The sequence below is a fragment of the Rhizobium sp. ZPR4 genome (assembly GCF_040215725.1).
Classification (GTDB): Bacteria; Pseudomonadota; Alphaproteobacteria; order Rhizobiales; family Rhizobiaceae; genus Rhizobium; species Rhizobium rhizogenes_D.
In genome coordinates this window covers 630,443-652,395 of the sequence record NZ_CP157968.1, presented here as the reverse complement: position 1 = coordinate 652,395, position 21,953 = coordinate 630,443, and the positions used below count along the sequence as shown (strand labels likewise).

Annotated in this window: 21 protein-coding genes and 1 pseudogene; 11 read left to right on the top strand and 11 right to left on the bottom strand. The window is 60.4% G+C overall.

Translation table 11 applies throughout. The features are described from left to right. Positions 1-34: 34 nt before the first annotated feature. Both ABOK31_RS22570 and ABOK31_RS22565 read left to right on the top strand, forming a co-directional pair. Positions 35-958 (top strand): LysR family transcriptional regulator, encoded by a 924-nt coding sequence (locus ABOK31_RS22570; RefSeq protein ID WP_174181750.1) that lies wholly within the window; start codon positions 35-37, stop codon positions 956-958. Between the two features lie 12 nt (positions 959-970). Continuing rightward, complete coding sequence (locus tag ABOK31_RS22565; RefSeq protein WP_349960947.1) at positions 971-2,365, top strand: amidohydrolase family protein; 1,395 nt, start codon at positions 971-973, stop codon at positions 2,363-2,365. Between the two features lie 66 nt (positions 2,366-2,431). Here ABOK31_RS22565 and fdxA read toward each other — a convergent pair whose 3' ends face one another. The 4 genes from fdxA to ABOK31_RS22545 all read right to left on the bottom strand — a co-directional run bounded on the left by fdxA (position 2,432) and on the right by ABOK31_RS22545 (position 6,733). After that, positions 2,432-2,773, bottom strand: a complete 342-nt coding sequence (gene fdxA / locus ABOK31_RS22560) for a ferredoxin (protein WP_349960945.1) — start codon at positions 2,771-2,773, stop codon at positions 2,432-2,434. A 218-nt stretch (positions 2,774-2,991) separates the two neighbouring features. After that, entirely contained in the window at positions 2,992-5,280 is a 2,289-nt protein-coding gene (locus ABOK31_RS22555; protein WP_349960944.1) for a xanthine dehydrogenase family protein molybdopterin-binding subunit, read from the bottom strand. Further along, complete coding sequence (locus ABOK31_RS22550) at positions 5,277-6,260, bottom strand: xanthine dehydrogenase family protein subunit M (protein WP_174181746.1); 984 nt, start codon at positions 6,258-6,260, stop codon at positions 5,277-5,279. The genes ABOK31_RS22555 and ABOK31_RS22550 overlap by 4 nt, the downstream gene beginning before the upstream one ends. Beyond that, positions 6,260-6,733 (bottom strand): (2Fe-2S)-binding protein, encoded by a 474-nt coding sequence (locus tag ABOK31_RS22545; protein WP_174181745.1) that lies wholly within the window; start codon positions 6,731-6,733, stop codon positions 6,260-6,262. Before ABOK31_RS22545 ends, ABOK31_RS22550 begins: the two co-directional genes overlap by 1 nt. A gap of 551 nt (positions 6,734-7,284) precedes the next feature. Between ABOK31_RS22545 and ABOK31_RS22540 the strand changes: the two genes are divergently transcribed. Then, positions 7,285-7,632: an NIPSNAP family protein gene (locus ABOK31_RS22540; protein WP_174181743.1), complete on the top strand. Its 348-nt coding sequence runs from the start codon at positions 7,285-7,287 to the stop codon at positions 7,630-7,632. Between the two features lie 60 nt (positions 7,633-7,692). Then, positions 7,693-7,875 (top strand): annotated as a pseudogene (locus ABOK31_RS22535) (IS6 family transposase); the annotation flags it as partial. 109 nt (positions 7,876-7,984) lie between these two features. Here the strand turns inward: ABOK31_RS22535 and ABOK31_RS22530 are convergent. After that, positions 7,985-8,188, bottom strand: coding sequence for a hypothetical protein (locus ABOK31_RS22530; RefSeq protein WP_174181742.1), 204 nt, complete (start codon positions 8,186-8,188; stop codon positions 7,985-7,987). A 335-nt stretch (positions 8,189-8,523) separates the two neighbouring features. On the opposite strand from ABOK31_RS22530, the gene ABOK31_RS22525 reads away from it, so the two are divergent. The 4 genes from ABOK31_RS22525 to ABOK31_RS22510 all read left to right on the top strand — a co-directional run bounded on the left by ABOK31_RS22525 (position 8,524) and on the right by ABOK31_RS22510 (position 13,719). After that, positions 8,524-9,243 carry a CDP-diacylglycerol diphosphatase gene (locus ABOK31_RS22525; RefSeq protein ID WP_174181741.1) on the top strand — a complete coding sequence of 240 codons (720 nt, stop codon included), beginning with the start codon at positions 8,524-8,526 and terminating at the stop codon, positions 9,241-9,243. A 278-nt stretch (positions 9,244-9,521) separates the two neighbouring features. Continuing rightward, entirely contained in the window at positions 9,522-9,983 is a 462-nt protein-coding gene (locus ABOK31_RS22520) for a (2Fe-2S)-binding protein (RefSeq protein WP_174181740.1), read from the top strand. Continuing rightward, the gene (locus tag ABOK31_RS22515; RefSeq protein WP_349960941.1) at positions 9,980-12,244 is read left to right on the top strand and encodes a xanthine dehydrogenase family protein molybdopterin-binding subunit; all 2,265 of its coding nucleotides are present in this window, start codon (positions 9,980-9,982) and stop codon (positions 12,242-12,244) included. Before ABOK31_RS22520 ends, ABOK31_RS22515 begins: the two co-directional genes overlap by 4 nt. A 125-nt stretch (positions 12,245-12,369) precedes the next feature. After that, positions 12,370-13,719 carry a cytochrome c gene (locus ABOK31_RS22510; RefSeq protein ID WP_349960940.1) on the top strand — a complete coding sequence of 450 codons (1,350 nt, stop codon included), beginning with the start codon at positions 12,370-12,372 and terminating at the stop codon, positions 13,717-13,719. A 150-nt stretch (positions 13,720-13,869) separates the two neighbouring features. Here ABOK31_RS22510 and ABOK31_RS22505 read toward each other — a convergent pair whose 3' ends face one another. Both ABOK31_RS22505 and ABOK31_RS22500 read right to left on the bottom strand, forming a co-directional pair. After that, a complete protein-coding gene (locus ABOK31_RS22505) occupies positions 13,870-15,369 on the bottom strand; it encodes a HAMP domain-containing sensor histidine kinase (protein ID WP_349960938.1) in 1,500 nt (499 codons plus the stop codon). After that, positions 15,366-16,091, bottom strand: a complete 726-nt coding sequence (locus ABOK31_RS22500) for a response regulator (RefSeq protein WP_349960936.1) — start codon at positions 16,089-16,091, stop codon at positions 15,366-15,368. Before ABOK31_RS22500 ends, ABOK31_RS22505 begins: the two co-directional genes overlap by 4 nt. Before the next feature lie 598 nt (positions 16,092-16,689). On the opposite strand from ABOK31_RS22500, the gene ABOK31_RS22495 reads away from it, so the two are divergent. From ABOK31_RS22495 to ABOK31_RS22485, 3 genes are all read left to right on the top strand, one after another. Further along, on the top strand, positions 16,690-16,941 hold the full coding sequence (locus ABOK31_RS22495) for a hypothetical protein (protein WP_349960934.1): 252 nt from the start codon (positions 16,690-16,692) through the stop codon (positions 16,939-16,941). A 70-nt stretch (positions 16,942-17,011) separates the two neighbouring features. Beyond that, entirely contained in the window at positions 17,012-17,590 is a 579-nt protein-coding gene (locus ABOK31_RS22490; RefSeq protein WP_174181733.1) for a flavodoxin, read from the top strand. A gap of 151 nt (positions 17,591-17,741) precedes the next feature. Then, on the top strand, positions 17,742-18,335 hold the full coding sequence (locus tag ABOK31_RS22485; protein WP_174181731.1) for a class I SAM-dependent methyltransferase: 594 nt from the start codon (positions 17,742-17,744) through the stop codon (positions 18,333-18,335). Positions 18,336-18,453: 118 nt separating this feature from the next. On the opposite strand, the gene ABOK31_RS22480 is transcribed toward ABOK31_RS22485, so the two are convergent. From ABOK31_RS22480 to ABOK31_RS22465, 4 genes are all read right to left on the bottom strand, one after another. Then, entirely contained in the window at positions 18,454-19,641 is a 1,188-nt protein-coding gene (locus ABOK31_RS22480; RefSeq protein ID WP_349960932.1) for an arabinose transporter, read from the bottom strand. 297 nt (positions 19,642-19,938) lie between these two features. Then, a complete protein-coding gene (locus tag ABOK31_RS22475; RefSeq protein WP_174181727.1) occupies positions 19,939-20,568 on the bottom strand; it encodes a ParB-like protein in 630 nt (209 codons plus the stop codon). Positions 20,569-20,703: 135 nt separating this feature from the next. Beyond that, positions 20,704-20,916, bottom strand: coding sequence for a hypothetical protein (locus tag ABOK31_RS22470; protein WP_174181726.1), 213 nt, complete (start codon positions 20,914-20,916; stop codon positions 20,704-20,706). Between the two features lie 217 nt (positions 20,917-21,133). After that, a complete protein-coding gene (locus ABOK31_RS22465) occupies positions 21,134-21,901 on the bottom strand; it encodes a phosphatase PAP2 family protein (RefSeq protein WP_174181724.1) in 768 nt (255 codons plus the stop codon). Between the last annotated feature and the right edge of the window lie 52 nt (positions 21,902-21,953).

Here is a 21,953-nt window from a genome sequence, read left to right as displayed (position 1 = left end):
CATGCTATAGCTTCGAGATTGCCGAGGGCTTTTCATGCATGCCAGCATTCTGAAGTATTTCGCCGAGGTTGCACGCTCCGGATCGATCCGCAAGGCATCCGACGAGCTGCATGTGGCGACCTCCGCCGTCAGCCGACAGATCAAGAAGCTGGAAGACGAGCTTGGAACGCCGCTGTTCGAGCGCTTTTCCGATGGGCTGCGGCTGACGTCGGCTGGCGAGATCGTGCTGCGCCACGCCAAGGACACGCTGCACGAATATGAGATCATGAAATCCAATCTCGGCGATCTCCACGGCAAGAATACCGGCCGCGTCCACATCGCCGCCCTGGACAGCCTTGCGATCCAGTTCCTGCCAGAATTCGTCTCCGGCTTTCACAAGAAGCATCCGGCGGTGGATTTCCGCATCCGCACCGATAATTACAACAACATTTTCCGCTTTCTCGCCGAGGGCGATGTCGATATCGGCGTCACCTTCGATCTTGCCCGGCCGCACGACATGAAGCTGATCCACGGCGTGCGCATGCCGCTGATGGCGATCGTCGCCAAGAGCCATCCGCTGGCGCGGCAAAGATCGGTAACGCTGCAGGAATGCGCCCAGTTCAATATGCTGCTGCAGCTCGACAACGAGGTCATGAGTTCGATGATCGCAGTCGAACTTGGCGCGCTCAACCGCGTCGGCCGCACGCTTGTCGCGACGAACAATCAGATGATGCTGAAACCGATGATACTATCAGGCGAAGGTGTCGCCTTCTTCACGCCGCTCGGGCTGCTGCGCGAGCTGGAGGCCGGCGATGCCGTCGCGCTTTCAATCGCGGGATCGAAGCTCCAGGACCTCGAAGTCGGCATCGTCGTCTCGCGACGTCGCCAGCTAACCCATGCGACCGAAGTTGTCGCCCAATCGATGGGCGAGGAACTGTCGAAATTTGCCGAGAAGATCAACACGCTGGTCTCGCGATAAAGGGAGGAGATCATGGCTATGCGATTGCTGCTCAATCCGGGTCATGCGCCTGCCCAAAGGATTAAAGAAGCGGCGGAGCTGCCGTCTGTCTTCCAATCCCTTCGTCCTGAGCCCGGCGATCTCATTCTCCCCGCGCCCGTCAATGCCCATGACCATGGCTATGGCATCCGCACCCTCGATTTCGGCGCGGTCGACGACGCTCTGGAAGTGTGGATACCGGGCCTGAGGCTGCGGCCGCGCACGGATCCCTATCTCGAGGCACTCGTCGCCTTCGGCCGGCTTGCCCGAACCGGCGTCGGCGCCACCATGCATTGCCACAACTCGCTCAATGTCGATCGTCTCGTCGACGAGGCAAGCGCTGTCATGCGGGCCGCCAGCGATATCGGTATTCGGCTTGGGCTCTCCTGCCCGCTGCTCGACCACGATGCCTGGGCCTATGATGGCGGGCCGCAACGGCTCAAACCCTTTCTTCCGGCAAGTGACTGGCAGGCGTTGGAGCCGACCATTCCAACCTACGCGCCGATCTCGACACAGTTAACCGCCGTCGAGGCGGTCGCCGCCGCCAACACCAGCCCGCTGATCGACGTGCAGTATGGGCCGATCGGGCCGCAATGGTGCTCCAATGCGCTATTGGAGGCCATTGCCGAGGCTTCGGCGCATCATGATCGGCGCATTCACATGCACCTGCTCGAAAGCCCGCGCCAACGCCTTTGGCTCGACCGGCGTTTTCCCGAGGGCGTCGTCAATTATCTCGACAGAATAGGCTTCCTATCGCCTCGGCTCGCGGTCGCTCATGGCGTTCAATTGCGTCCTGATGAGTTGGAATTGCTTGCCGAGCGCGGCGTGCAGATCGTCAGCAATCCCACCGCCAATCTGCGCCTTCGCTCAGGCATCGCGCCGATCGCATCCACGATCGAACACGGTGGCCCCGCCTTCGCTATTGGCCTCGACGGCACCGGGCTGGACGACGATCAGGATCTCTGGCGGGAGATGCGCCTCCTCTATCTCCTGCACGGCGGACGAAGCCTGACGCGGCAGTTGACGGCCAAGGATGTCTTCGATGCAGCAATCCGGGTTGGAAGGCAGATCATCAACGCGAGGAACGCGGAGGACTACACCATCGTCGATTATCAGGGCCTGACCGCCGACTCGCTGTTCGATGACATGGACGAGGCAGAGGTCCTGTTGACCCGCATGAGCGCCCGATATGCGAGAGGGCTCGTCGTCGCTGGCCGGGAGGTGATGCGCGAGGGTGACTTGACCGGCATCGACTTCGACGCCGCTCTATCCGAACTCCTGGTACAGGCAAAGGCCGATCTGCCGAGACTCGAAAAGCAACGACCGCTCGCCAACGCATTATCAGAGGCGACGCGCGCTTATTATGCCAGCTGGCCCGGGATCTCCTGATATCGTGAAAAGCGGCGACCGCTGTGGGAACAGCCGCAGAGATGCCCGATCAGGTTATTCTTCCCATCACAATCGATTTTCAGGCACAGTGCCGTAAGCCGCCACGAATGGATGGTCAAGACTGGTCGTCCGGCTCTTGTCCCAGCCGCCGGGTGCGCCCCAGCCGGTCACGCCATCAGCAAAGAAATCGCGGTTGACGTCGCGCAGGAAAAACCGCTCCGTCGGCATCTCCTCATCCCACAAAATGGCATCGACGGGGCAGACGGAAAGGCAGAGGCCGCAATTGATGCACTCGTCCGGGTGAATATAGAACATCCGCCCGCCCTCGTAGATGCAATCGACCGGACAGGCGACGGTGCAGGCGCCATCCTTCGTATCAATGCAGGGCTCGGTGATTACGTAAGCCATGACGCTCGCCTCGCAGCGCTCTCGGGGGCGCTTTCGATGAACTATGACAAAAGGAAGCGTTCTGAAGAAGCGCCGTTTTTCGGCTCTCTCATTGCCGAAATGGCAACGCGTTGGCGCGAGGGGAAACACGACGTCAGCCACTCACGGGCCAGAGTTGAGACAGCGCGGAGGCATTCGAGCCGCATTGCATGAAGCATGCGGCTCGAACCTTCCTGCCGCTAGAGCAGCTTTTCCAATGTGATCGGCAGATCGCGAACGCGCTTGCCGGTGGCATGGAACACGGCATTGGCGATCGCCGGCGCCACGCCGACGATGCCGACTTCGCCGACACCCTTGCCGCCGAGTGCCGAGGCCTGATGGTCCGGGACGCCGACAGAGATCACCTGGATGTCCGGAATGTCAGAATTCGTCGGCACGAGGTAATCGCCCACATTGTTGTTGACGGTTCGCCCGTTGCGCTGATCGACCAACCCCTCTTCGAGAAGCGCCTGGCCGATGCCCATGATGATGCCGCCCCGCCACTGGCTTTCGACCAGTCTCGGATTGTAGAGGCGGCCGCAATCGAAGGCAGAGACCATGCGGGAGACGCGCACCGTGCCAAAATCCTCGTCGACCCGTACTTCGGCGAAATGGGCGCACCAGCTGTGCATGGAATAATCGCCCATGGTCGGCCCTTGAACCCTAGCCATGGTGGTCCAGGCCTGCTGCAGTTCCTGCGCGGTCGCACCGTCAGGCAGGGTGTTGCGCCGGACTTCGATCTCCTCGCGTTTCAACGCAGACATCAGTTCCGCCAGCGTCAGCGATGGCGTCTCGCCGCGCGGTGCTGCGATGCGCCCCTCGGCGAAATTCAGCGTGTTTGCGCCCGTCTCGCGGAAGGGCGAATTGGCATCGCTGAGCGCGAGGCCGATGAGTTCGTCGCGGGCAGCGACCGCAGCCTTATGGACGGCTCCCATGATCGAGCCGGCCAGCATCGATCCGCCGGCGATCGCCGCGCCCGGCAGGCGCGAATCGCCGAGGTAAACCTCGACCTGATCCACCGGAATGCCGAAGACTTCCGCGGCACTTTGGGCGAGGATCGTATAGGTCCCCTGCCCCATGTCGATGGCGCCGCTGATGACCTCGACCCGGCCGTTGCCGAGAATGCGGATCATCGCCTCGCTCGGTGCGCGGATGACGGGGAAGGTGCCGCAGCCGATGCCCCAGCCGATCAGCGTCTTGCCGTCGCGCATCGAGCGCGGCGCGTGGCTGCGCCGCGACCAGCCGAAAGCTTCGGCACCTTCGGTCAACGCCTCGCGCAGCCGGCGCGTCGACCAAGGCTTTCCGGACTGGTAGTCATGATCGGCATAGTTCTTCAACCTGAGTTCGAGCGGGTCCATGCCGAGCTTGTAGGCCAGTTCCTCGATAGCGCATTCGATGCCGTAGGCGCTCGGGTTCTTGCCCGGTCCACGCAAGGCGCCGGGTGTCACGCTGTTGACCGGCACGACGCGATGCTGCGAGGAGAAATTCTCGACCTTGTAGAGGATCGACGTTGCCGCCCCGGTCTGCTCCGGCCAGTCCGCATCGACGGAGGTTTCGCTAGCGCCGCGATGAACGATCGCCTGCAAGATACCATCCTCGGTCGCGCCGAGCGCGATCTTCTGCCTGGTCGCAGCACGCCCGCCATAACTCGTGAAATTCTGCGGGCGGGTGACCGCGAGTTTCACCGGTCGGCCGAGCTTTCTTGCAGCCGCAACGGCGACCGCCCCATAGGCAAGCGGCACGCCCTTCGATCCGAAACCGCCGCCGATGAAGGGGGAGATGATCCGGACATTCTCATAGGGCATGTCGAACCATTCGGAATACATGCGCGCCATGCCATGCGACCACTGGCTCGGCTCCCAGATGGTCAGCTGGTCGCCATCCCATTTCGCTGTCAGCCCGTGCGGCTCCATCGCGACGTGATATTCACGCGGCGTCGAATATTCCGCCTCGATCCGCACCGGCGAGGCGGCAAGGGCTGCCTCCGCATCACCCCAGCTCGAAGAGAGCGGCTCCATGAGCTTGCCTTCACCGGCATTCGGGTCGTTGAGGTCGGCGACGTGGCTGCTCTCTTCATAGGTGACGCGCACCAGCCTCGCGGCTTCCGTCGCCAGTTCGCGGCTTTCGGCGACGACGGCCGCAATCGACTGCCCATTGAAGCGCACTTCGCGCGGCAGCGGATAATAAGGACCGTCGGCCGGCTTGTTGCCGCCCCAGTCAGCCGAAAGTTTAAGGCCGAGATCGTCCTCCGGCGTCAGCACGAGCAGCACACCCGGCATTGCGAGCGCGGCAGAAGCATCGACCTTGACGACGCGACCAGCCGGGACCGTGCTCTGGACGAGAACGGCATAGGCGAGATTTTCAACCGGGTATTCCAGCGCATAGGTCGCAGTCCCCGTCACCTTCATGTTGCCTTCGAAGCGCGACTGACGACCGCCGACCGTACCGTCGGAAGCATCGCCATGTTTGCGGGGTTCCATCATGGTCATGCAAGACCTCCCATCTTCAGAATGGCGCGGGCGATGACACGCGGCGCAAGTTCGATCTTGTAGTGGTTGCCGCCGTGAGAGACGGCACCCCTCATGGCAAGCCGGCTGGCCGCTTCGACGGCCTCCGGAGTGAGTGTCTTGCCGATCAGCGCCTGCTCGACATCACGCGCCCGCCAAGGCTTCGTGGCGACCCCGCCGATTGCCACGCGAATATCGCGGACCGTCCTGCCATCGGCTTCAAACTCCAGACCTACGGCAGCGCTCGCAGCGGCGAATTCGTAGGACTGCCGATCGCGGATCTTGATATAGGTGGAGTTCCGGGCAGCGGCGGAGGCAGGAATAGTGACGGCGGTAATGATCTCGCCGTGGTTGAGGACGGTTTCCTTGTTCGGCGTGTCGCCGGGAACGAGGAAGAAATCGTCGATGGCAACCTTGCGGCTATCCGTCTCCACTACAGCGTCAAATGCGACAAGGGCAACCGCCAGATCGCCGGGATAGGAGGCGATGCAGGCCTCGCTTGTCCCGAGCACCGCGTGATTGCGCGTCACGCCGCCGATTGCCGAACAGCCGGAACCGGGGCTTCGCTTGTTGCAGGCGAGAAAGGTGCCGGGATCGCGGAAATAGGAACAGCGAGTCCGCTGCAGGAGATTGCCGCCGATCGTCGCCATGTTGCGAAGCTGAGCGGAGGCGGCCAGAGACAGAGATTCGGAAACGGCCGGAAACGCCGAGCGGATATCCTTGTGGTCGGCGACCTCGCTCATCCTGGCAAGCGCGCCGATGGTTGCGCCATCAGCGTTAACGGCGATGCCGCTCATGCCGGAGAGATGGGTGATATCGATGACAGTATCGGGCTCGCCCACGCCACATTTTGCGAGATCGAGCAGCGTCGTTCCGCCGGCCAGGATCATTGCGCCGGCCTGTTGCGCCGCCTGACCGGCTTCGGCTGTCGATGTGGCGCGCAGATAGGAGAAGTTTCGCATCACGCCACCTCCGCTGCCTGGCGCACCGCCGCAACGATGCTGTTATAGGCCCCGCACCGACAGAGATTGCCGGACATATATTCACGGATTTCCGTATCCGAACCGGCATGTCCTTCGCGGATGCAGGCGACGGCCGACATGATCTGGCCCGGCGTGCAATAGCCGCACTGGAAGGCATCGTGCTCGATGAACGCGGCCTGCACCGGATGCAGATCGCCGGATTCGCTGGAAATGCCCTCGATCGTCGTGATCTTGCGGCCTTCGGCCTGCGCGGCCAGCGTCAGACAGGAGAGCACACGCTTGCCGTCGACATGGCAGGTGCAGGCACCGCACTGGCCCTGATCGCAGCCCTTCTTGGTGCCGGTGAGCGAGAGATGCTCGCGCAGCGCATCAAGCAGCGTCACACGCGGCTCGATATCGAGTTCGTGGCGCTGCCCGTTGATGTCGAGCGCGATATGGATGGTTCGTGTCATGATAAGCTCCTGCCATCGTCACGAAGATGAGACCTACGGAATCTAATAGAATCTATCCGTCGGTCTACCGTTGCTATAGGTTTCTTTCAGGAAGACGAGGCCGATGGAATTCTGGCGTCACGGTGGGCTCTCATCTGAATTAGGAAGTTAAGGACGCCACAAATAAACGGAGGCGCCTCCGTTTAAATTAATGCCTGGCTTGTTTTCGTCAAGCCCCGACAAACGGGCAAATCCAACTAGAACCGAGTGAAGGATGGGCAAGAGGTAGGACCGAAAGAGCCTCTGCTATGTCCCCTCGGTCGCCCGCCACTGCGTGCCAGTGGGATGAGAGGATCGACTAACGTCCATTCACGGCCCGTGAAATCACTTGAAAAGCGAAGCGTATTCCTGTTATGCTCAAATTGAGCAATAGTCGCTCAAGTCATCGGAAATCCATTTTGGTTCAGCGCCAAAAGAGGAATCACAACCTGCTGTTATCGCTCAACTATTTTAAAATCGAGCTCTCTGGGACAGGCTCGGCCTGTTCTCAATTCACTCAAGGAGGATTTTCCATGATCCATGAAATGCGCATCTATACTTGCCTGCCCGGCAAGCTGCCAGCACTTAAGGAGCGTTTCGAAACGGCGACGCTGGCGATCTGGGACCGGCTCGGCATCCGCCCCCTCGGTTTCTGGACGACGATGATCGGGCCTTCCAGCTACGACCTCATCTATTTCCTCGAATGGCAATCGCTGGAGGAGCGCGAGCGGAAATGGGCGGAATTCGTGGCTGATCCGGCCTGGAAGGAGGCTCTGGCAAAGAGCGAGGCACCCGGCCAGATCGTTGCCAATATCGCCAGTTCGATCCTGCAGCCGACCGGATTCTTTCGCCCCTTTATTTCCGTCGAGGCCAATGGCTGAAGACGGATATAAGATTGATGGGCCTGGCGCAATTTCGGATCTTAGACTGACGATATGACGAGCTATCGAGACGTTGAGGAAATGTTCCGAGAGCGTGGCTTCGAAGTGGACAACGGCACGATCAGCCGCTGGGTCCGCGCCCATGCCCGATGATCGAGAAGCCGTTGCGCCAACTTCGCCGACCCCATTGTGGTTCGGTTCGATGAGACCTACGTCAGGATCCACGGCAAGTGGTGCCATCGCTAGTTATTGAGGGATGGCAGCATGCCCGGAGAATCAGAAAGCCGGGACATGCCCGGCTTCCAGCTTCACAATGAAAATCTGCTCGGCAGACGCGGCTGCCGCTTTACAGTCAGCCGTTCTGATCGCCGCTATTGTCGGCAGCCGGCTCCTGTTCCTTGTCCTTCAGCACGTCCGTCAGCTTGTTGACGCCTTCGAAACCGGCGACGGCGGCGGCGGCCTTCGTTATGAAACCGGCATTCGGGTCTACAGCCTCAACGGCCTCGTCGGCAGCCACGGCGCCTGCAACTTCTTCAATCAGCTTTCCGATACCCATTTCAAGCTCCTGATCTCTTTGCTTTGCCGCTGGCGTGCGGCGATTGAGCGTTGCAAAGACCTCGCTACGGATATTTAAAAGGTCGCTGCGAGCAGCCTTTTTCCTCCCAAGGGCGAGGCATGGTTTTCCCCGGCTCCTGCCATTTAGGCAACCAAACTGAAAGCGACCTTAACCGAAGATGAAGCGAGGCTGATATCGCGCAATCTCTACCACGTGAATCGGCCCCGATTTGGCAAGGACCGCCGTCAAGCCGTCACATGAGCCTAATAGGCCTGTGATAAGCCTCCGGAATTTCGGAAAGTGCCAAACCGTTTGAACCAGGGAAATTTCCTGCCATGACATACTCGCGTCGCGTCACGGCTCTCGCCGCATCCTTCCTCCCCCTCCTTTTTGCTCCAGCCTTTGCCGACTCCGACGTGCTTTGGAAGATCGTGCATGACAAGTGTGTCGTACAAACCGCGCCCTGCATTTCGGTCAACACGGCCGAGCACTATGCGATGCTGAAGGATCTGCGGGGTGTTGCGCAATTTCTTCTCATTCCCACCGACAAGATCACCGGCATCGAAAGCGCAGCACTTATCGATCCTGCAACACATAACTTCTTTGCCGACGCCTGGACTGAGCAAGGCGATGTCGATGCCCGCTTGCCGCACGCTCTCCCGCGCGACGGTTTGAGCCTCGCGGTCAACGCGCAGCAGGCGCGTTCGCAAAACCAGCTGCACATCCATGTAGACTGCCTCAGCGCAGATGCGCGAACAGCCCTAAAGGCCGATGCGGACAAGATCGGCACGGACTGGGCACCGCTCCCCGATACCATCGCCGGCCACAAGTTCGCAGCGATGCGGGTCAAGGGCGAGACATTGGGCGACTTCAATCCATTCCTGGCGCTGGCCAAGACATTGAAGGATCCGGCAAAGGAAATGGGCGATCACAATCTTGTGGTGGCCGGCGCCAATTTCGCCGACGGTCCCGGCTTTATCGTCCTGACGGATGTCGCGACGCCCGGCATGGGCGGCGAGGACGTACAGGACCATAGCTGCGCGATTACGCATTAGAATCAGCACGTTACAGCTTGATGCGAGCGCCGCATCGGTCATCCCTATCGATGCGGCGCTTTTCTCTTTTGTGAATGAAAGAGCCTCGAAAGCCGATTTATGAATCTGGCTTCTAACTTCTATCGCGATTCACACACTAATCTTTTTGATGCAGCGGGTTCAGTGTTATAGTCCGGGTTGTGAGCCTGAGCTATGCGTCATCCGATTGTCGAGCATTCAGATCATCGCACAGCGCCTGGCATCGAAGGCTCGCCATAAAAAGCCTCAGGAGGCGCCTCATGAATCTTCAGATCAACAGCCAGTCCTATCAGGTCAATTCAGACGGAGACACGCCGCTCCTCTGGATCATCCGCGACGAGCTGGGCATGACCGGCACGAAATACGGTTGCGGACTGGCACAATGCGGTGCCTGCTCGGTCCTCGTCGATGGGGAAGTGGTGCGCTCATGCGTGACGCCGCTCGACAGCGTCGCGGGCCGCCAGATCACGACGATCGAAGCGATCGAAGCGGACCCGATCGGCAAGCGTGTCGTCGCCGCCTGGATCAAGCACCAGGTTCCGCAATGCGGCTACTGTCAATCGGGGCAGGTCGTGGCGGCGACCGCGCTCCTCAAACAAACGCCCAATCCTTCCGATGACGAGATCGCCGCGGCAATGATCAATCTCTGTCGATGCGGAACCTACAATGCGATCAAGGCTGCGGTCAAAGATCTCTCCTCCAAGGAAGGAGAAACGCTATGACCGAGACCAGCCGCAACCTCGTTCCGGAAGATGAATTCCCCACCGGCTCTCCGGTCAATATCTCGCGCCGGCATTTTCTTCTGACGTCCGCCGGTGCCGCGGCAGGCGCATTCGTGCTTGGTTTCGGCGTTCCGGTCGGCCGCGCGCGTGCCCAGCAGGCGGCAGGCCCGATGCCTCCAGGCACCCGCGTTCCCGCATTCCTCGAAATCCGCCCGGATAGCACCATCCGCTTCATGAGCCCCTTCGTCGAGGGCGGGCAAGGCGTCTTTACGGCGATGGCCCAGATCGTTGGCGAAGAACTTGATGCCGATCCGAAGACCTTCATCGTCGAAAATGCGCCGACGGGCAGCGACTATCTTGTCGTGCACGGCAAGATGCGCATCACCGGCGGCAGTATGTCGGTGCGCACCAGCTATGAGACCATGCGCCGGCTCGGCGCTCTGGCACGCAACATGATCCTGCAGGCTGCTGCAAAGCGCCTCAACGCACCCATCGCTGAGCTCACGACCGAGCCGGGCCGCGTGATCCATGCCGCGTCGGGACGGAGCCTCGCCTATGGCGACGTCGCTGCCGAGGCGCTGGATCTGCCCGTTCCCGCCCCCGAGAGCGTGACACTCAGAGATCCGAGTAAATTCCGCTGGATCGGCAAACCGGTCGAACGCCTCGATATCCACGACAAATCGACGGGCAAGGCGGTCTACGCTATCGACTGCAAGGTCGAAGGCATGCTGCATGCCGCCGTCCAGCACGCGCCACGCCTTGGCCTGACAATCGGCAAGATTCGCAACGAAGACCAGCTCAAGGCAATGCCGGGCGTTCATTCCGTCCATAGTCTGCCCGGCGCCGTCGCCGTCGTTGCCGAACGCTGGTGGAATGCCAAGCGGGCAGCAGAGGCCGCCCAGGTCGATTGGCGTGAGCCCGGCGTCGATGCCAATTCCGCCGTCCGCTACATGCCCGCCGACTTTTCGACCGCAGCCTTCAACGACAGGCTCGCCAATGAGCCGGGCAATGGCAAGGAAGCGGAGAGTGTCGGCGATATCGCCAAAGCGTTCGACGGCGCCAAAACCGTCGTTTCCGCCACCTACCGGAGCCAGTATCTGCATCATGCGCAGCTGGAACCGCCGTCGACTTTGGCCCGCTTCAACCCGGACGGCAGTCTTGAAATCTGGATGCCCAACCAGGCGCCAGAGCAATTCCAGGCCGACATTGCCAAGCTGACGGGGCTCGATCCATCGAAGGTGACCCTCCACAGCCCCATCCTGGGCGGCTTCTTCGGGCGGCACTTCCTGTATCCGTCCGCCAACCCCTATCCGCAGGCCATCCAGCTCGCAAAGGAGGTCGGGCGGCCGGTCAAGCTCATCTGGAGCCGCGAGGAGGAATTTCTGCGTGATCCGATGCGCCCGATGGCAGCCGTGCGCTTCCGCGGCGCACTCGACGCCAGCGGCGTGCCGGTCGCTCTTGAGGCCATAAGCGCTTGCGAGGGGCCAACAGAGGGCGTTTACGGTCATAAGGAGGATTCACTGGACCCAACGGCCCTGGAGGGTCTGAGCGGCAAATCCTACGCAATCCCGAACTACCGCATCGCGCAGATCTACGTCAAAAACCCACCGACACTGGCCTATTGGCGCTCGGTCGGCAATTCCATGAACGACTTCTTCTACGAGACCTTCCTGGACGAGCTGGCGGACAAGGGTGGGCAGGACCCTTATGAGCTGCGCCTCAAGCTGCTGCAGAAGAACGAACGGCTGAGCAATCTCCTGAAAGCGGTCGGAGATCTATCCGGCGGCTGGAAACGAGGTCCCTTCACCGGAGACGACGGCTCACGCCGTGCGCGGGGGATCGCCATGGCTTCTCCGTTCGGCAGTCATACGGCGGCGATCGCCGAGGTCTCCATTCACAACGGCCAAGTCGTCGTGCATGATGTCTGGGAAGCGATCGACCCCGGCAGCATCGTCAATCCTGCGATCATCGAAGCACAGGTGAATTCGGCAACGGCGCTCGGAATGTCGCAGGTTCTGATGGAGGAAGCCGTCTATAAGAACGGCGAGCCCGTCGCCCGCAACTACGACCTCTATCCGATCCTGCCGCCGGACCGCATGGCGCGTGTCCATGTCCGTATCGTCGAAAGCGGCGCCGAGATGGGCGGGATCGGCGAGCCGGGGCTTCCAGCCATCCCGCCGGCAGTCGCCAATGCAGTCTCGACGCTAACAGGCAAGCGGATACGCAGCATGCCTCTCTCCAACTACACCTTTGAAAGCTGAAGCGCAGCTTCCTCTGCGCCAGGCGCAATTCCGGCTCTCGGCCCATTCCGGCCCGAGAGCCGGCGTGGTTGGCTCCCCCCACAGCCGAGTACGAAATCCCGAAGCAAAGACATGAGGGCACACCCTTGAAGAGACTTCTTCTAGTTCTTCTCTTGATTATCGTGCTTGTGGCCGGCGGCGTCGCGTGGTTCGTGACCCGCACGCCGGCATCTCCCTTCGACAATATCGCCGTGACACAGCCACCCTCGGAGGAACTGCTGCAGCATGGCGAATATGTCGCGCGCCTCGGCGACTGCGTTGCCTGTCACAGCACGCCGAAGAGCGCTCCCTTCGCCGGCGGGCTGGAGATGGGGACGCCACTCGGCTCCATCTTCACCACCAACATCACCCCGGACAAGGAAACTGGCATCGGCAACTACACGCTTGCCGATTTCGACCGTGCCGTCCGCCAGGGCATTGCCCGCGACGGGCATCGCCTCTACCCGGCCATGCCCTATCCTTCCTATGTGAAAATGAGCGACGACGACATTCGTGCGCTCTATACCTATTTCATGAATAGGGTCGAGCCTGTGAAGCAGGCGGACAAACCCTCCGACATCAAGTGGCCGATGAACATGCGCTGGCCTTTGGCACTCTGGAACGCGGTCTTTACCGAAAGTGGGACCTATCAGCCAAAAACGGCCGGCGATGATCAGTGGAACCGGGGCGCTTATCTCGTTCAAGGGCCGGGCCACTGCGGCAGCTGCCATACGCCGCGCGCCATCACCATGGCGGAAAAGGCGCTCGACGAAAGCAGCCCGCTCTATCTTTCCGGCGCTCTTCTCGACGGCTGGTATGCGCCGAGCCTGCGCGGCGATCCCAACACCGGTCTTGGCCGGTGGAGCGAGGACGATATCTATGCCTTCCTCAAGAACGGCAGGAACACCCACGCCGTCGTCTTCGGTTCCATGGCGGATGCGTTCAACAATTCGACGCAGTTCATGAACGATGACGATCTGAAGGCCATCAGCCACTATCTGAAGTCGCTGCCGGGCGATCCCGCGCGTGACGGCACGCCCTGGCAATATGACGACGCCACGGCTCAGAATGTCGCCCTTCCCGCCCGTGAGCAGATTCCGGGCGCCCAGACATTCGTCGCAAAATGCAGCTTCTGTCACGGCGTCGACGGACGCGGAAAACAGCAATGGATTCCGCCGCTCGCAGGCTCTGCCGCTTCGCTCGCGAAGGAAAACGCGTCCCAGATCAATGTGACACTGAACGGCTCCAGCCGCGTCGTGGCAAACGGAATCCCGGATGCCTATCGCATGCCGCCGTTCCGTCAGCAGCTTTCGGACCAGCAGATCGCCGATGTTCTGACATTCGTGCGCTCGTCCTGGGGAAATCACGGCGGCGCGGTTGCTGCAAACGATGTGAAGGCCTTGCGCGAACACACGGATCCGGCCAGCAGCAGCCCGATCATATTGCAGATGCGGTAGTTTCCCGCTACGCCCGATCCCTGACGGCAACGATGAAGGGCAGAGGCGCGGCATACGGGATTTCGGACATTGCGCGGTTCGGCGTAATTGCCGAACCGCTTTGAATGGCTTTACGCGGCGTGATCTTTCTGCGGGCGGGGATGGGGGATCTTAGTGTTCCTGCCCGGCAAGCTTGAGAGCCTGCGCCCGCTTTCTTCTCCTGCTCACCCGCGACGAGGGCGTCCTGACCTGCCCTTCCTGTGGCAAGGAAATGATCGCCTTCAGACCGGGATTGTTGGGCTGGAGCAGGATATCGCCGCCATGTTGCCGCGCGACGGCGCGGGCAATCGACAGGCCTAGTCCGACGCCGCCCGTGCCCCTGTTTCTCGAGGCTTCCAGACGGAAGAAGGGTGCGAAGACTTTTTCCTTCATGTCCTCGGGTATGCCCGGGCCATTGTCTTCGACGACGATATCGATGGTGCTGGCCGAATGGCGGATTTGAACCTTGGCATGGCCACCGTAGCGCGCCGCATTTTCCGCAAGATTGCGAACAGCGCGGCGCAAGCCATCGGGCCGGCAGCGATAGGTCGTCTTCGGTCCTTCGATATATTCCACCGGCAGGCCAAGATCGGCAAGATCGTCGCAAATGCTGCCGACCAGCGCCTCCAATTCGATGGCCCGCGTTTCCTCGGCCGTGGATTCGCCGCGCGCAAAGGAAATAGCAGCTTCCGTCATGCTCTGAAGCTCATCGATGGTCGACAGCATCTTCTGCTGGATATCGGCATCCTTGACGAATTCCGCCCGCAGCCGGAGCGAGGTCAGCGGTGTCCTGAGATCATGGCCGATCGCGGCCAGCATCCGGGTTCGATCGTCGACGAAGCGATGGAGACGCTCCTGCATCCTGTTGAACGCCTCGGCCGTGCGCCTGATGTCGTCAGGCCCCTCTTCGGGCAGCGGCGGGAGATTTTCGCCGCGCCCCAACGCTTCCGCCGAAACGGCGAGCCGTCTTAGCGGGCGCGCGATACGGCTGGCGATGAACACTCCGATGAGCGACAGTATGAGCGCCGTGGTCGCAAGAGAGGTGAGCGATTTCATATCCCACCACCGGTCGCCGACATTCTTGTAAAAAGCCGTATTCAGCCACATGCCGTCACTGAGCCTGACGACCAGGCCGTATCCATTGCGATCACCGAAATAAACGAATTTTGCAGTCTGCGGCAGGCTCCATAGAACGGTCGGCGGGGTTGCCCAGCCCTCGGCGGCGTTCGCCGTCATTACCCCCTTCGACATCAGATGATCGACATCGGAGTTCGAGCGCATGCCGTACTTCGCGCCGAGATCGATGAAATTCTCGATCGGTCGGGCAAGTTCGTTTGCCGCGCGGGAGCGCCATGCACCGGCATCGGCCGGCTCCGTCGGCGAAAGCCAGAAACGGGAATAGCTGGTCTCGCTTGCCAGCAGCGCCTGTTCGCGCAACGGCTTGGGCATGGATTCCATCAACCGCGTAACGGAGGCGCAGCGGCTGAAGAATTCGCTCTTCATGGCCGCGTGCAGCGCCTTGGTGCGTTCGTCCCAGGAAATCGAAAATGTCAGGCACTGCGAGACGACAAGGGCAAGCAGGGTAAAGCCGATGAACTGGGCGGCAAGGCTCCTCCTCCACCAGTAGATCATTCGAACCCCACAGCCGCCGAGAGGCTGTAGCCGCCGCCCCAATGCGTCTTGATGACCGAGGGGTTCTTTGGGTCCGGCTCTATCTTCTTGCGCAAACGGCTCACCTGATTGTCGATGCTTCTGTCGAAGATGTCGGCCGTCCGGCCAACCGTCAGGTCGAGAAGCTGCTCACGGCTGAGCACGATACCCGGACGTTCGAGAAAGACTTTCAGAAGCCGGAATTCGGCGGTGCTGAGAGGGATGCCGACGCCATCATCGCCGGAAAGCTCCTGCCGTCCCATGTTGATGCGCCATTGGCCGACGCGAACGACCCTGGCCTTCTTCAGCGTTTCCCGCTGCTGCTGCGGCACGCCGTTGACCCGGCGTAGCACAGCCCGGATGCGCGCCAGCAATTCACGCGGATTGAACGGCTTGACGAGATAATCATCAGCCCCCAGTTCGAGGCCGATGATGCGGTCGGTATCCTCGCTCATGGCTGTCAGGAAGATGATGGGAGTATCCGTTGTTGCCCTCAGATGGCGACAGACGGAAAGACCGTCCTCGCCGGGCATCATGACATCGAGAACGATCAGATCCACGGCGCCACGCTCAAGGATCCGTCTCAGGGCGAGCCCGCTATCGGCGACGCTGACCTTGTAACCCTGCTGCTCGAGATATTGGCCGACAAGGTCCCTTATGTCCGAATGATCATCGACGACGGCGATGTGCGCAGCTTTTTGCATGACAGTTTCCACGATCTTACGCCACTTTACAGAAGGCCGCTCCGAGCCGCATCGAAAAAAGTGTATCAAAGTTTCACATCGACCGGAGGGTTGCGTGTCGAACGGCGCTCCCACTTGGAAATCTGGCTAAAGCCAGTGCAAGCCGTATCGAGAGGATACGGATTTCATCGAAACTGTCCTCGAAATCCAATCGATATTCCGCGCAAAGCAGCCCCCTGCAGCTGACAAACTATAAGGTTGTTGTCACATGGATGTGCCGCGGACCGGCAAATTTGTAACAAGCTGTCGCAGCTCTCATAACGCCGATATGCTCTGTTTCGACGGAATGCGGTGGCGAAATCACCCGGCTTCGACCATGGTCAAATCCTGCCGCACCCTCTGCAAAATAGGCCGTTTGCGGCAGCCATCCAACAATCATTGCCGCACCGGTCTGCTCCAGAGCCGATGGCTGGCGCTGCCATCGCCGGCGACAGGCTTTTACATCTCCGGCACAAAGCTACGACATCAGCGTCCTAACCTCCTGTTCGAAAATCACTTGCCGGAAAATCACTTGCCCGGTCGAGAATATCGACGCTGACAGGAGGATATGGAATTGGCCATGGAATTATCACAGATCGCAACGCTTCGCCGTGTTCTCGAAATCTTCTGTGCCCGACACGAACTGGAGTTTGCCGACCGAACGGCGATCATCGCCGCCCGCGAGCTCATGAAATTTGCTGATGAGGGCGAAACCGATCCCCTCGTTCTCGAACAGCGCCTCGACGAGGCAATGCAGGCTTACGGCAAACCTATGCTGCCGGCCCAGAGGGCCGTTGCATCGATGGGCGCTTCACCTGCCCGGCATCAATGATTGCCCGCAGTCAAGATTGTCCCCTCATCTTCCGCATCCAAAAGCCTCATTGAAATCGGAAGGCAAACCCATGCACCTTTCCCGCCGCACCGTGTTGACATCAATGGTGGCTGCGGCCGCCGCACCCAGATGGAGCTTCGCCGCGGACGAGCGACGGATCCTCGTTGTCTATTATTCCTATACCGGCCACACCGGGGCGGTTGCCGAAAAGCTTCGCGCACTTATGGGGGCCGAGCTTTTCGAAATCCAGATGCGCGACCCGTATCCTCTCGACATGCAGCGCGCGGCCGAGCAGTCCAAATACGAGCTGGAAACGGGCGAGCTTCCCCCTTTGTTCGACGGCCTCCCCAATCTTTCGAAATACGACCTGATCCTCGTCGGTGGCCCGGTGTGGTGGAATACCATCACGCCGCCTGTCATGAGCTTCCTCGAACGGACGGATTTCGGCGGGCGAAAGGTTGCCGCCTTCGCCACATATGTGCTGGAGCCGGCGCATTACGAAAGGAATTTCGCCGCACAGGCACGCAGCGCTTCGCTTCTGTCCAGCCTGATGATCAGCGAATTCGAGGTCACGGAGAGGTTGGCGGACAAGGCCATTACATCCTGGGCTCTCAAGAACCTGCCAAAGCACGGGCCGCAAGCCCTGTAAGCGCGCCGACGTACCCGGATTGCTCTCAATCCGCTACCAGTGCAGGCGGCAACCTGATGTCGCGATGGCGCCGCATTCGCCGTGATATGCTGAAGCCGAGGCGTCAATGATACCCTATGATGCCGGAAATCATCCATCTGTGGAGACCCCCATGGGCGAAGCATTTCCAGCGACATCGATGCCGGACCGTGATTGGTGGGCGGCACTTTGGCCCAATCCGCTGGCGATCCTTAAAACGCTCGGCATCAAGCCGGGCATGACCGTCCTCGATCTTTGCTGCGGCGACGGATATTTTACCGCGCCGCTGGCGAAACTCGTCGATGGAAAGGTCTATGCGCTCGATCTCGATGAAAGCATGATCGAGATGGCGAGGGCGGAAACCGAACGACAAGGCGTATCCGTGCGGAAATGGATCCGTGCCGATGCCCGCGACATTGCCAGCCACCTTCCCGAAAATGTCGATCATGTCCTGATAGCGAACACGTTTCATGGCGTTCCGGATCAGCTCGGCCTCGTCCAAGCCGTTCATTCGGTGCTCACTCCGAAGGGATCGTTTGGTATCGTCAACTGGGAGGCGCGACCGCGGGAGGAGACCACGGTGCTCGGGCAGCCGCGCGGCCCCAAGACCGAGATGCGCATGGCGCCGTCAGACGTCGCCGCTATTGTCGAGACCGGCGGCTTCAAGTCCCGGGCCGTGATCGAGCTGCCGCCCTATCACTACGGTATTGTTTTCACGGCCCTGTAGCCCCCCATCGGCCAATCATCCCGCGACGCAACACCTGCGAAGACGAGTGCGACATGAACGGCGCAAACTGTCCGGCATTTCAGGCGGTCCCGCCAAACCGCAGGGACCGCCATATCTATCAGTTGAATGCGACAGTGCGCATGCTGCGAAGCGAAAGCGCAATTAACAAGCCGACGATCGCAGCGACCGTGCCTGACAGAAAGACACTGCCATAGCCGGCCCGGTCGGCCAGAAGGCCGGCAAATGGCCCGGTCAGCCCGTAGGCGAGGTCCTGAAAGGCCGAGAAAGCACCAAGTGCTGCGCCGCGCAGATGCGGTTCCACCCGCCGGACAACCTCCCGTCCCATGGAAGGATAGATCAGCGAGCATCCGAGACCGGTCAGAAACGCACCCGCCAGGGCGAGCATGGGATCGGCAGCGCTCCAGATCAGCAATTGGCCCAGCGCTTCGACGGCCAGCGATCCGATCGCGACCGGCGTGCCGCCGATACGATCAGGCAGATGGCCGAAGAGCACGCGCACCAGAACAAAGCCGACACCGAAGGCCGTCAGGCCCAGCCCGGCATAGTCCCAGCCCCGATCGAGGAAGTAGAGCGTGAAGAAAGTACCGATCGCAGCAAAGCCTATGCCCTGAAAACACACGACCGCCCCATGCAGCCAGACCCTGCCGATGACGGTCCAGAAGGACGGGCGTTCCGCACCGGGATGTGGTGCTACGCTGGGAACCCGCCAGATCGCCATCATGCCAAGGAAAGGCAGGACGGCGCTGATCGCCATTGTCCCGGCAAAGCCGAACCGGCCGAACAATGCCAGGCCGATCGGGCCTCCCACGGCAAGCGCTCCATAGATGGCGGCGCCGACCAGCGCCAGGACCCTGCCGGAACGCGCCGGGCCGACGAAACCGATGCCCCAGGCGATAATACCGACCGCAACCAGACTTTCGCCCAATCCCAAAAGCAGGCGGCTCACAAGGAGAAGCAGGAAGGACGGCAGCGGCATGTGAGCCAAAAGGCCGGCAACCAATGCCATTGAGGCGCCGGCCACATAGAGAGCAAGACCCCGTATCACCGCCACCTTGGCACCGCGATGGTCGGAAAGGCTGCCGGCATAGCCGCGCGTGAGAATGGTCGCGAAAAAGGCGATGCCGACGCCAAGTCCGGCCCAGACATTGCCGAACCGCAACTGCCCGCTCACATAAAGCGGCACGATCGGAAATGACATGCCGATGCAGAGATAGGAAATGAAAAGAATGGCACTCAGCAGCAGAAGACGGCCGCGCGCCGGATCGGGTGTCGATTGAAAAGCCATGATAATCTCCGGGCTTTTCCTCGATCGGCGAAGGCATAAAAAAACGCACTCCGACCGACGAGGATCGTTGAGTGCGTTGCTTGACGTCAAACGCTTACGGCCAGCATGGCCGGCTGCCATTCCAATAGGCACTTGCCGAATGACTGTCAACACGATGCCGGCAAAGCAGGGAGATCACCCGACGAAGTTCGGGCTTTCAAGATAGGCGCAGAACATGTCAGCCATGGTGTTTTCCATAGGCTTCGATCTCCCGCGCGGTTCGCAGGCCTCCGAAAACCGCTCCATGAGAAGAGCGGATTACTCGGGGACTGGACCGCACCAGCCAGGCAGGTAATCCGCATCCTTGCCCTTGGCAAACTCGTGCGCCTTTTCCAGCGCGGCATTGAAATCCTTCTCAAGATCCTTGCGCTTGATGCGGCGACGTAAGAAATCCGCCCAGAGAAATTCGCTGAACGGCGTCGTGTCCTTGGCGTAGCCGCCGACATGGCGCAGCTCGCCAGCCAAGGAGCGATAGGGATCGTCGATCAGATCCTTGATATTCTTCGGGATGTCCTCATAGCCGCGGCGCTTCCCCTCTTCATCGAAGGGGTGCATCCAGTCATGACAGTCCATGACGAACCAGAAGGAATCCCGGTCAAGTCGGGAAAGATCGGCGACCGTCGTGACCAGAACATCCTTCACCCCTTCCTCATAAAGTGCGAGGGAAAGATGGTGATGATCGATGACATAGTATTTTCCGCGTGGCCCACGAATGGTCGGCACCATGTGATTTCCGAGGAACTCACCGGCCTTGTCGCCCGCTTCTTCCGCTTTGAGACGCCAAGCCTTACGCTTGGCCTTGACCTCACGCATGCCGACGGTGATCTGTGTGGGTTTCAATTCTTCGATGGGAACTGGATGCAAGATCGGTTCGCGCAGCGTAACCATTTGAAAGTTCTCCGCAAAGGCAGGACCGCCTTAGCGTAGCATAACCGGCCAATCCGGCAAGATCGACGTTACGCACCTGTCAGGCAAGCTGCGTCGACTGGAGAACAGCTCACACTTGGACTATCAGATCACCCGTCATGCAGCCTTTTTGATCACCGTGAACTGCGAACGCCTGTAGAAGGCCAGCATTTCCCGCTCGAAACTTTCAACGGCAAGCACGACCCATGGCTCGTAATGCTCTCTGCGGGAGTGCATCCTGCGTCGGCCATCCATGCCCAGCATTCCGCGCAACGCCCAATCTACCAACCCCATCCCGTCACTCTCACCCTGCCAAGGTCCCTTCGCCATCCGTCCTACCGGCCTCAATCGCATCCGACGGCATAGCCAACGCTAAGTAGGTAACCCCTGATCGAAGGAAAGGTGAAGAAACGTTGTATTAAGGTTTGTAACATGGGTTTGCTTGAGACTGTCGCATTGCGGCGACACTCGCCAGCCAATCCTGCTCCGAAAGGATAGGAGACGGGACCGAAAGAGGATGCCGGCGCCAGATTCCATAGCGATGGGATCATCTGAACATCAGGCGCGTGACATAGCGATCGATCGCCCGCGAATTCGCTTCGATCCAGCGCCAGATCATGGCCATGGCAAACATGGTCAAAAGCCATCCAAGCATTACGTCCGACAGAAAGTGAGCACCGAAGATCACACGATTGAATGCCACGAGCAACAGGCATGGCACGAGGATCACGGCGGCCATCCATCGGCGCCCGGCAGACACGAATACCAGGAGCGATAGTGCCGCGGCGGCCGCGGCAGCTTCGCCCGAAGGGAAGGAACAATTGCGGCTACATGCCGCCGAGAACTGCCAAACCGGAGTAAAATCCGCTGTGCCGCCGAACTCGATCAGCTGACGGGGACGCACGCGCCCAATTGCGACCTTGAGCGTCTGCACCACCAGTAGCGGCCCTGCAGCAAAGCTCAGGAGTACGAAAAGCGGCTTGTGAGGAGGGCAGAATCGCAATCGCCGCGGCAGGAAAACATGCAGGACGATGATGACGGCCATGATGCCGAGAATATAAGGCTGGCTTTGGCGGGCGACATCCCTCACCGCCTTCAGCCACGGATTTTCTGCCAGCCAGAAGACATGTCCGTGGGCAAACCAACGCGCAACGGCCAGATCGAGTTTCGGAAAGACCACGAAGACGAAGCTGGTCCAGACGATCAACATGCCGATGGCCGCCAATTCGCCATCTGTCGTTGCGTGCTCCCGCTGCCGGCGCGGCCGCGCTTGACCAGAATCGGAGCTCCAGGAATTCGATGCAAATTTCCACATGCCATATCTCCAGAGGCAGAATGGCACCAAGCTGAAGCCCGATTGTCAAGAA

Excerpts from the sequence above, each read along its gene's own strand:
- ABOK31_RS22570 (WP_174181750.1), top strand. The coding sequence starts at position 35 with ATGCATGCCAGCATTCTGAAGTATTTCGCCGAGGTTGCACGCTCCGGA.
- ABOK31_RS22565 (WP_349960947.1), top strand. The coding sequence starts at position 971 with ATGGCTATGCGATTGCTGCTCAATCCGGGTCATGCGCCTGCCCAAAGG.
- fdxA (WP_349960945.1), bottom strand. The coding sequence starts at position 2,773 with ATGGCTTACGTAATCACCGAGCCCTGCATTGATACGAAGGATGGCGCC.
- ABOK31_RS22555 (WP_349960944.1), bottom strand. The coding sequence starts at position 5,280 with ATGACCATGATGGAACCCCGCAAACATGGCGATGCTTCCGACGGTACG.
- ABOK31_RS22550 (WP_174181746.1), bottom strand. The coding sequence starts at position 6,260 with ATGCGAAACTTCTCCTATCTGCGCGCCACATCGACAGCCGAAGCCGGT.
- ABOK31_RS22545 (WP_174181745.1), bottom strand. The coding sequence starts at position 6,733 with ATGACACGAACCATCCATATCGCGCTCGACATCAACGGGCAGCGCCAC.
- ABOK31_RS22540 (WP_174181743.1), top strand. The coding sequence starts at position 7,285 with ATGATCCATGAAATGCGCATCTATACTTGCCTGCCCGGCAAGCTGCCA.
- ABOK31_RS22530 (WP_174181742.1), bottom strand. The coding sequence starts at position 8,188 with ATGGGTATCGGAAAGCTGATTGAAGAAGTTGCAGGCGCCGTGGCTGCC.
- ABOK31_RS22525 (WP_174181741.1), top strand. The coding sequence starts at position 8,524 with ATGACATACTCGCGTCGCGTCACGGCTCTCGCCGCATCCTTCCTCCCC.
- ABOK31_RS22520 (WP_174181740.1), top strand. The coding sequence starts at position 9,522 with ATGAATCTTCAGATCAACAGCCAGTCCTATCAGGTCAATTCAGACGGA.
- ABOK31_RS22515 (WP_349960941.1), top strand. The coding sequence starts at position 9,980 with ATGACCGAGACCAGCCGCAACCTCGTTCCGGAAGATGAATTCCCCACC.
- ABOK31_RS22505 (WP_349960938.1), bottom strand. The coding sequence starts at position 15,369 with ATGATCTACTGGTGGAGGAGGAGCCTTGCCGCCCAGTTCATCGGCTTT.
- ABOK31_RS22500 (WP_349960936.1), bottom strand. The coding sequence starts at position 16,091 with ATGCAAAAAGCTGCGCACATCGCCGTCGTCGATGATCATTCGGACATA.
- ABOK31_RS22495 (WP_349960934.1), top strand. The coding sequence starts at position 16,690 with ATGGAATTATCACAGATCGCAACGCTTCGCCGTGTTCTCGAAATCTTC.
- ABOK31_RS22490 (WP_174181733.1), top strand. The coding sequence starts at position 17,012 with ATGCACCTTTCCCGCCGCACCGTGTTGACATCAATGGTGGCTGCGGCC.
- ABOK31_RS22485 (WP_174181731.1), top strand. The coding sequence starts at position 17,742 with ATGGGCGAAGCATTTCCAGCGACATCGATGCCGGACCGTGATTGGTGG.
- ABOK31_RS22480 (WP_349960932.1), bottom strand. The coding sequence starts at position 19,641 with ATGGCTTTTCAATCGACACCCGATCCGGCGCGCGGCCGTCTTCTGCTG.
- ABOK31_RS22475 (WP_174181727.1), bottom strand. The coding sequence starts at position 20,568 with ATGGTTACGCTGCGCGAACCGATCTTGCATCCAGTTCCCATCGAAGAA.
- ABOK31_RS22470 (WP_174181726.1), bottom strand. The coding sequence starts at position 20,916 with ATGGCGAAGGGACCTTGGCAGGGTGAGAGTGACGGGATGGGGTTGGTA.
- ABOK31_RS22465 (WP_174181724.1), bottom strand. The coding sequence starts at position 21,901 with ATGTGGAAATTTGCATCGAATTCCTGGAGCTCCGATTCTGGTCAAGCG.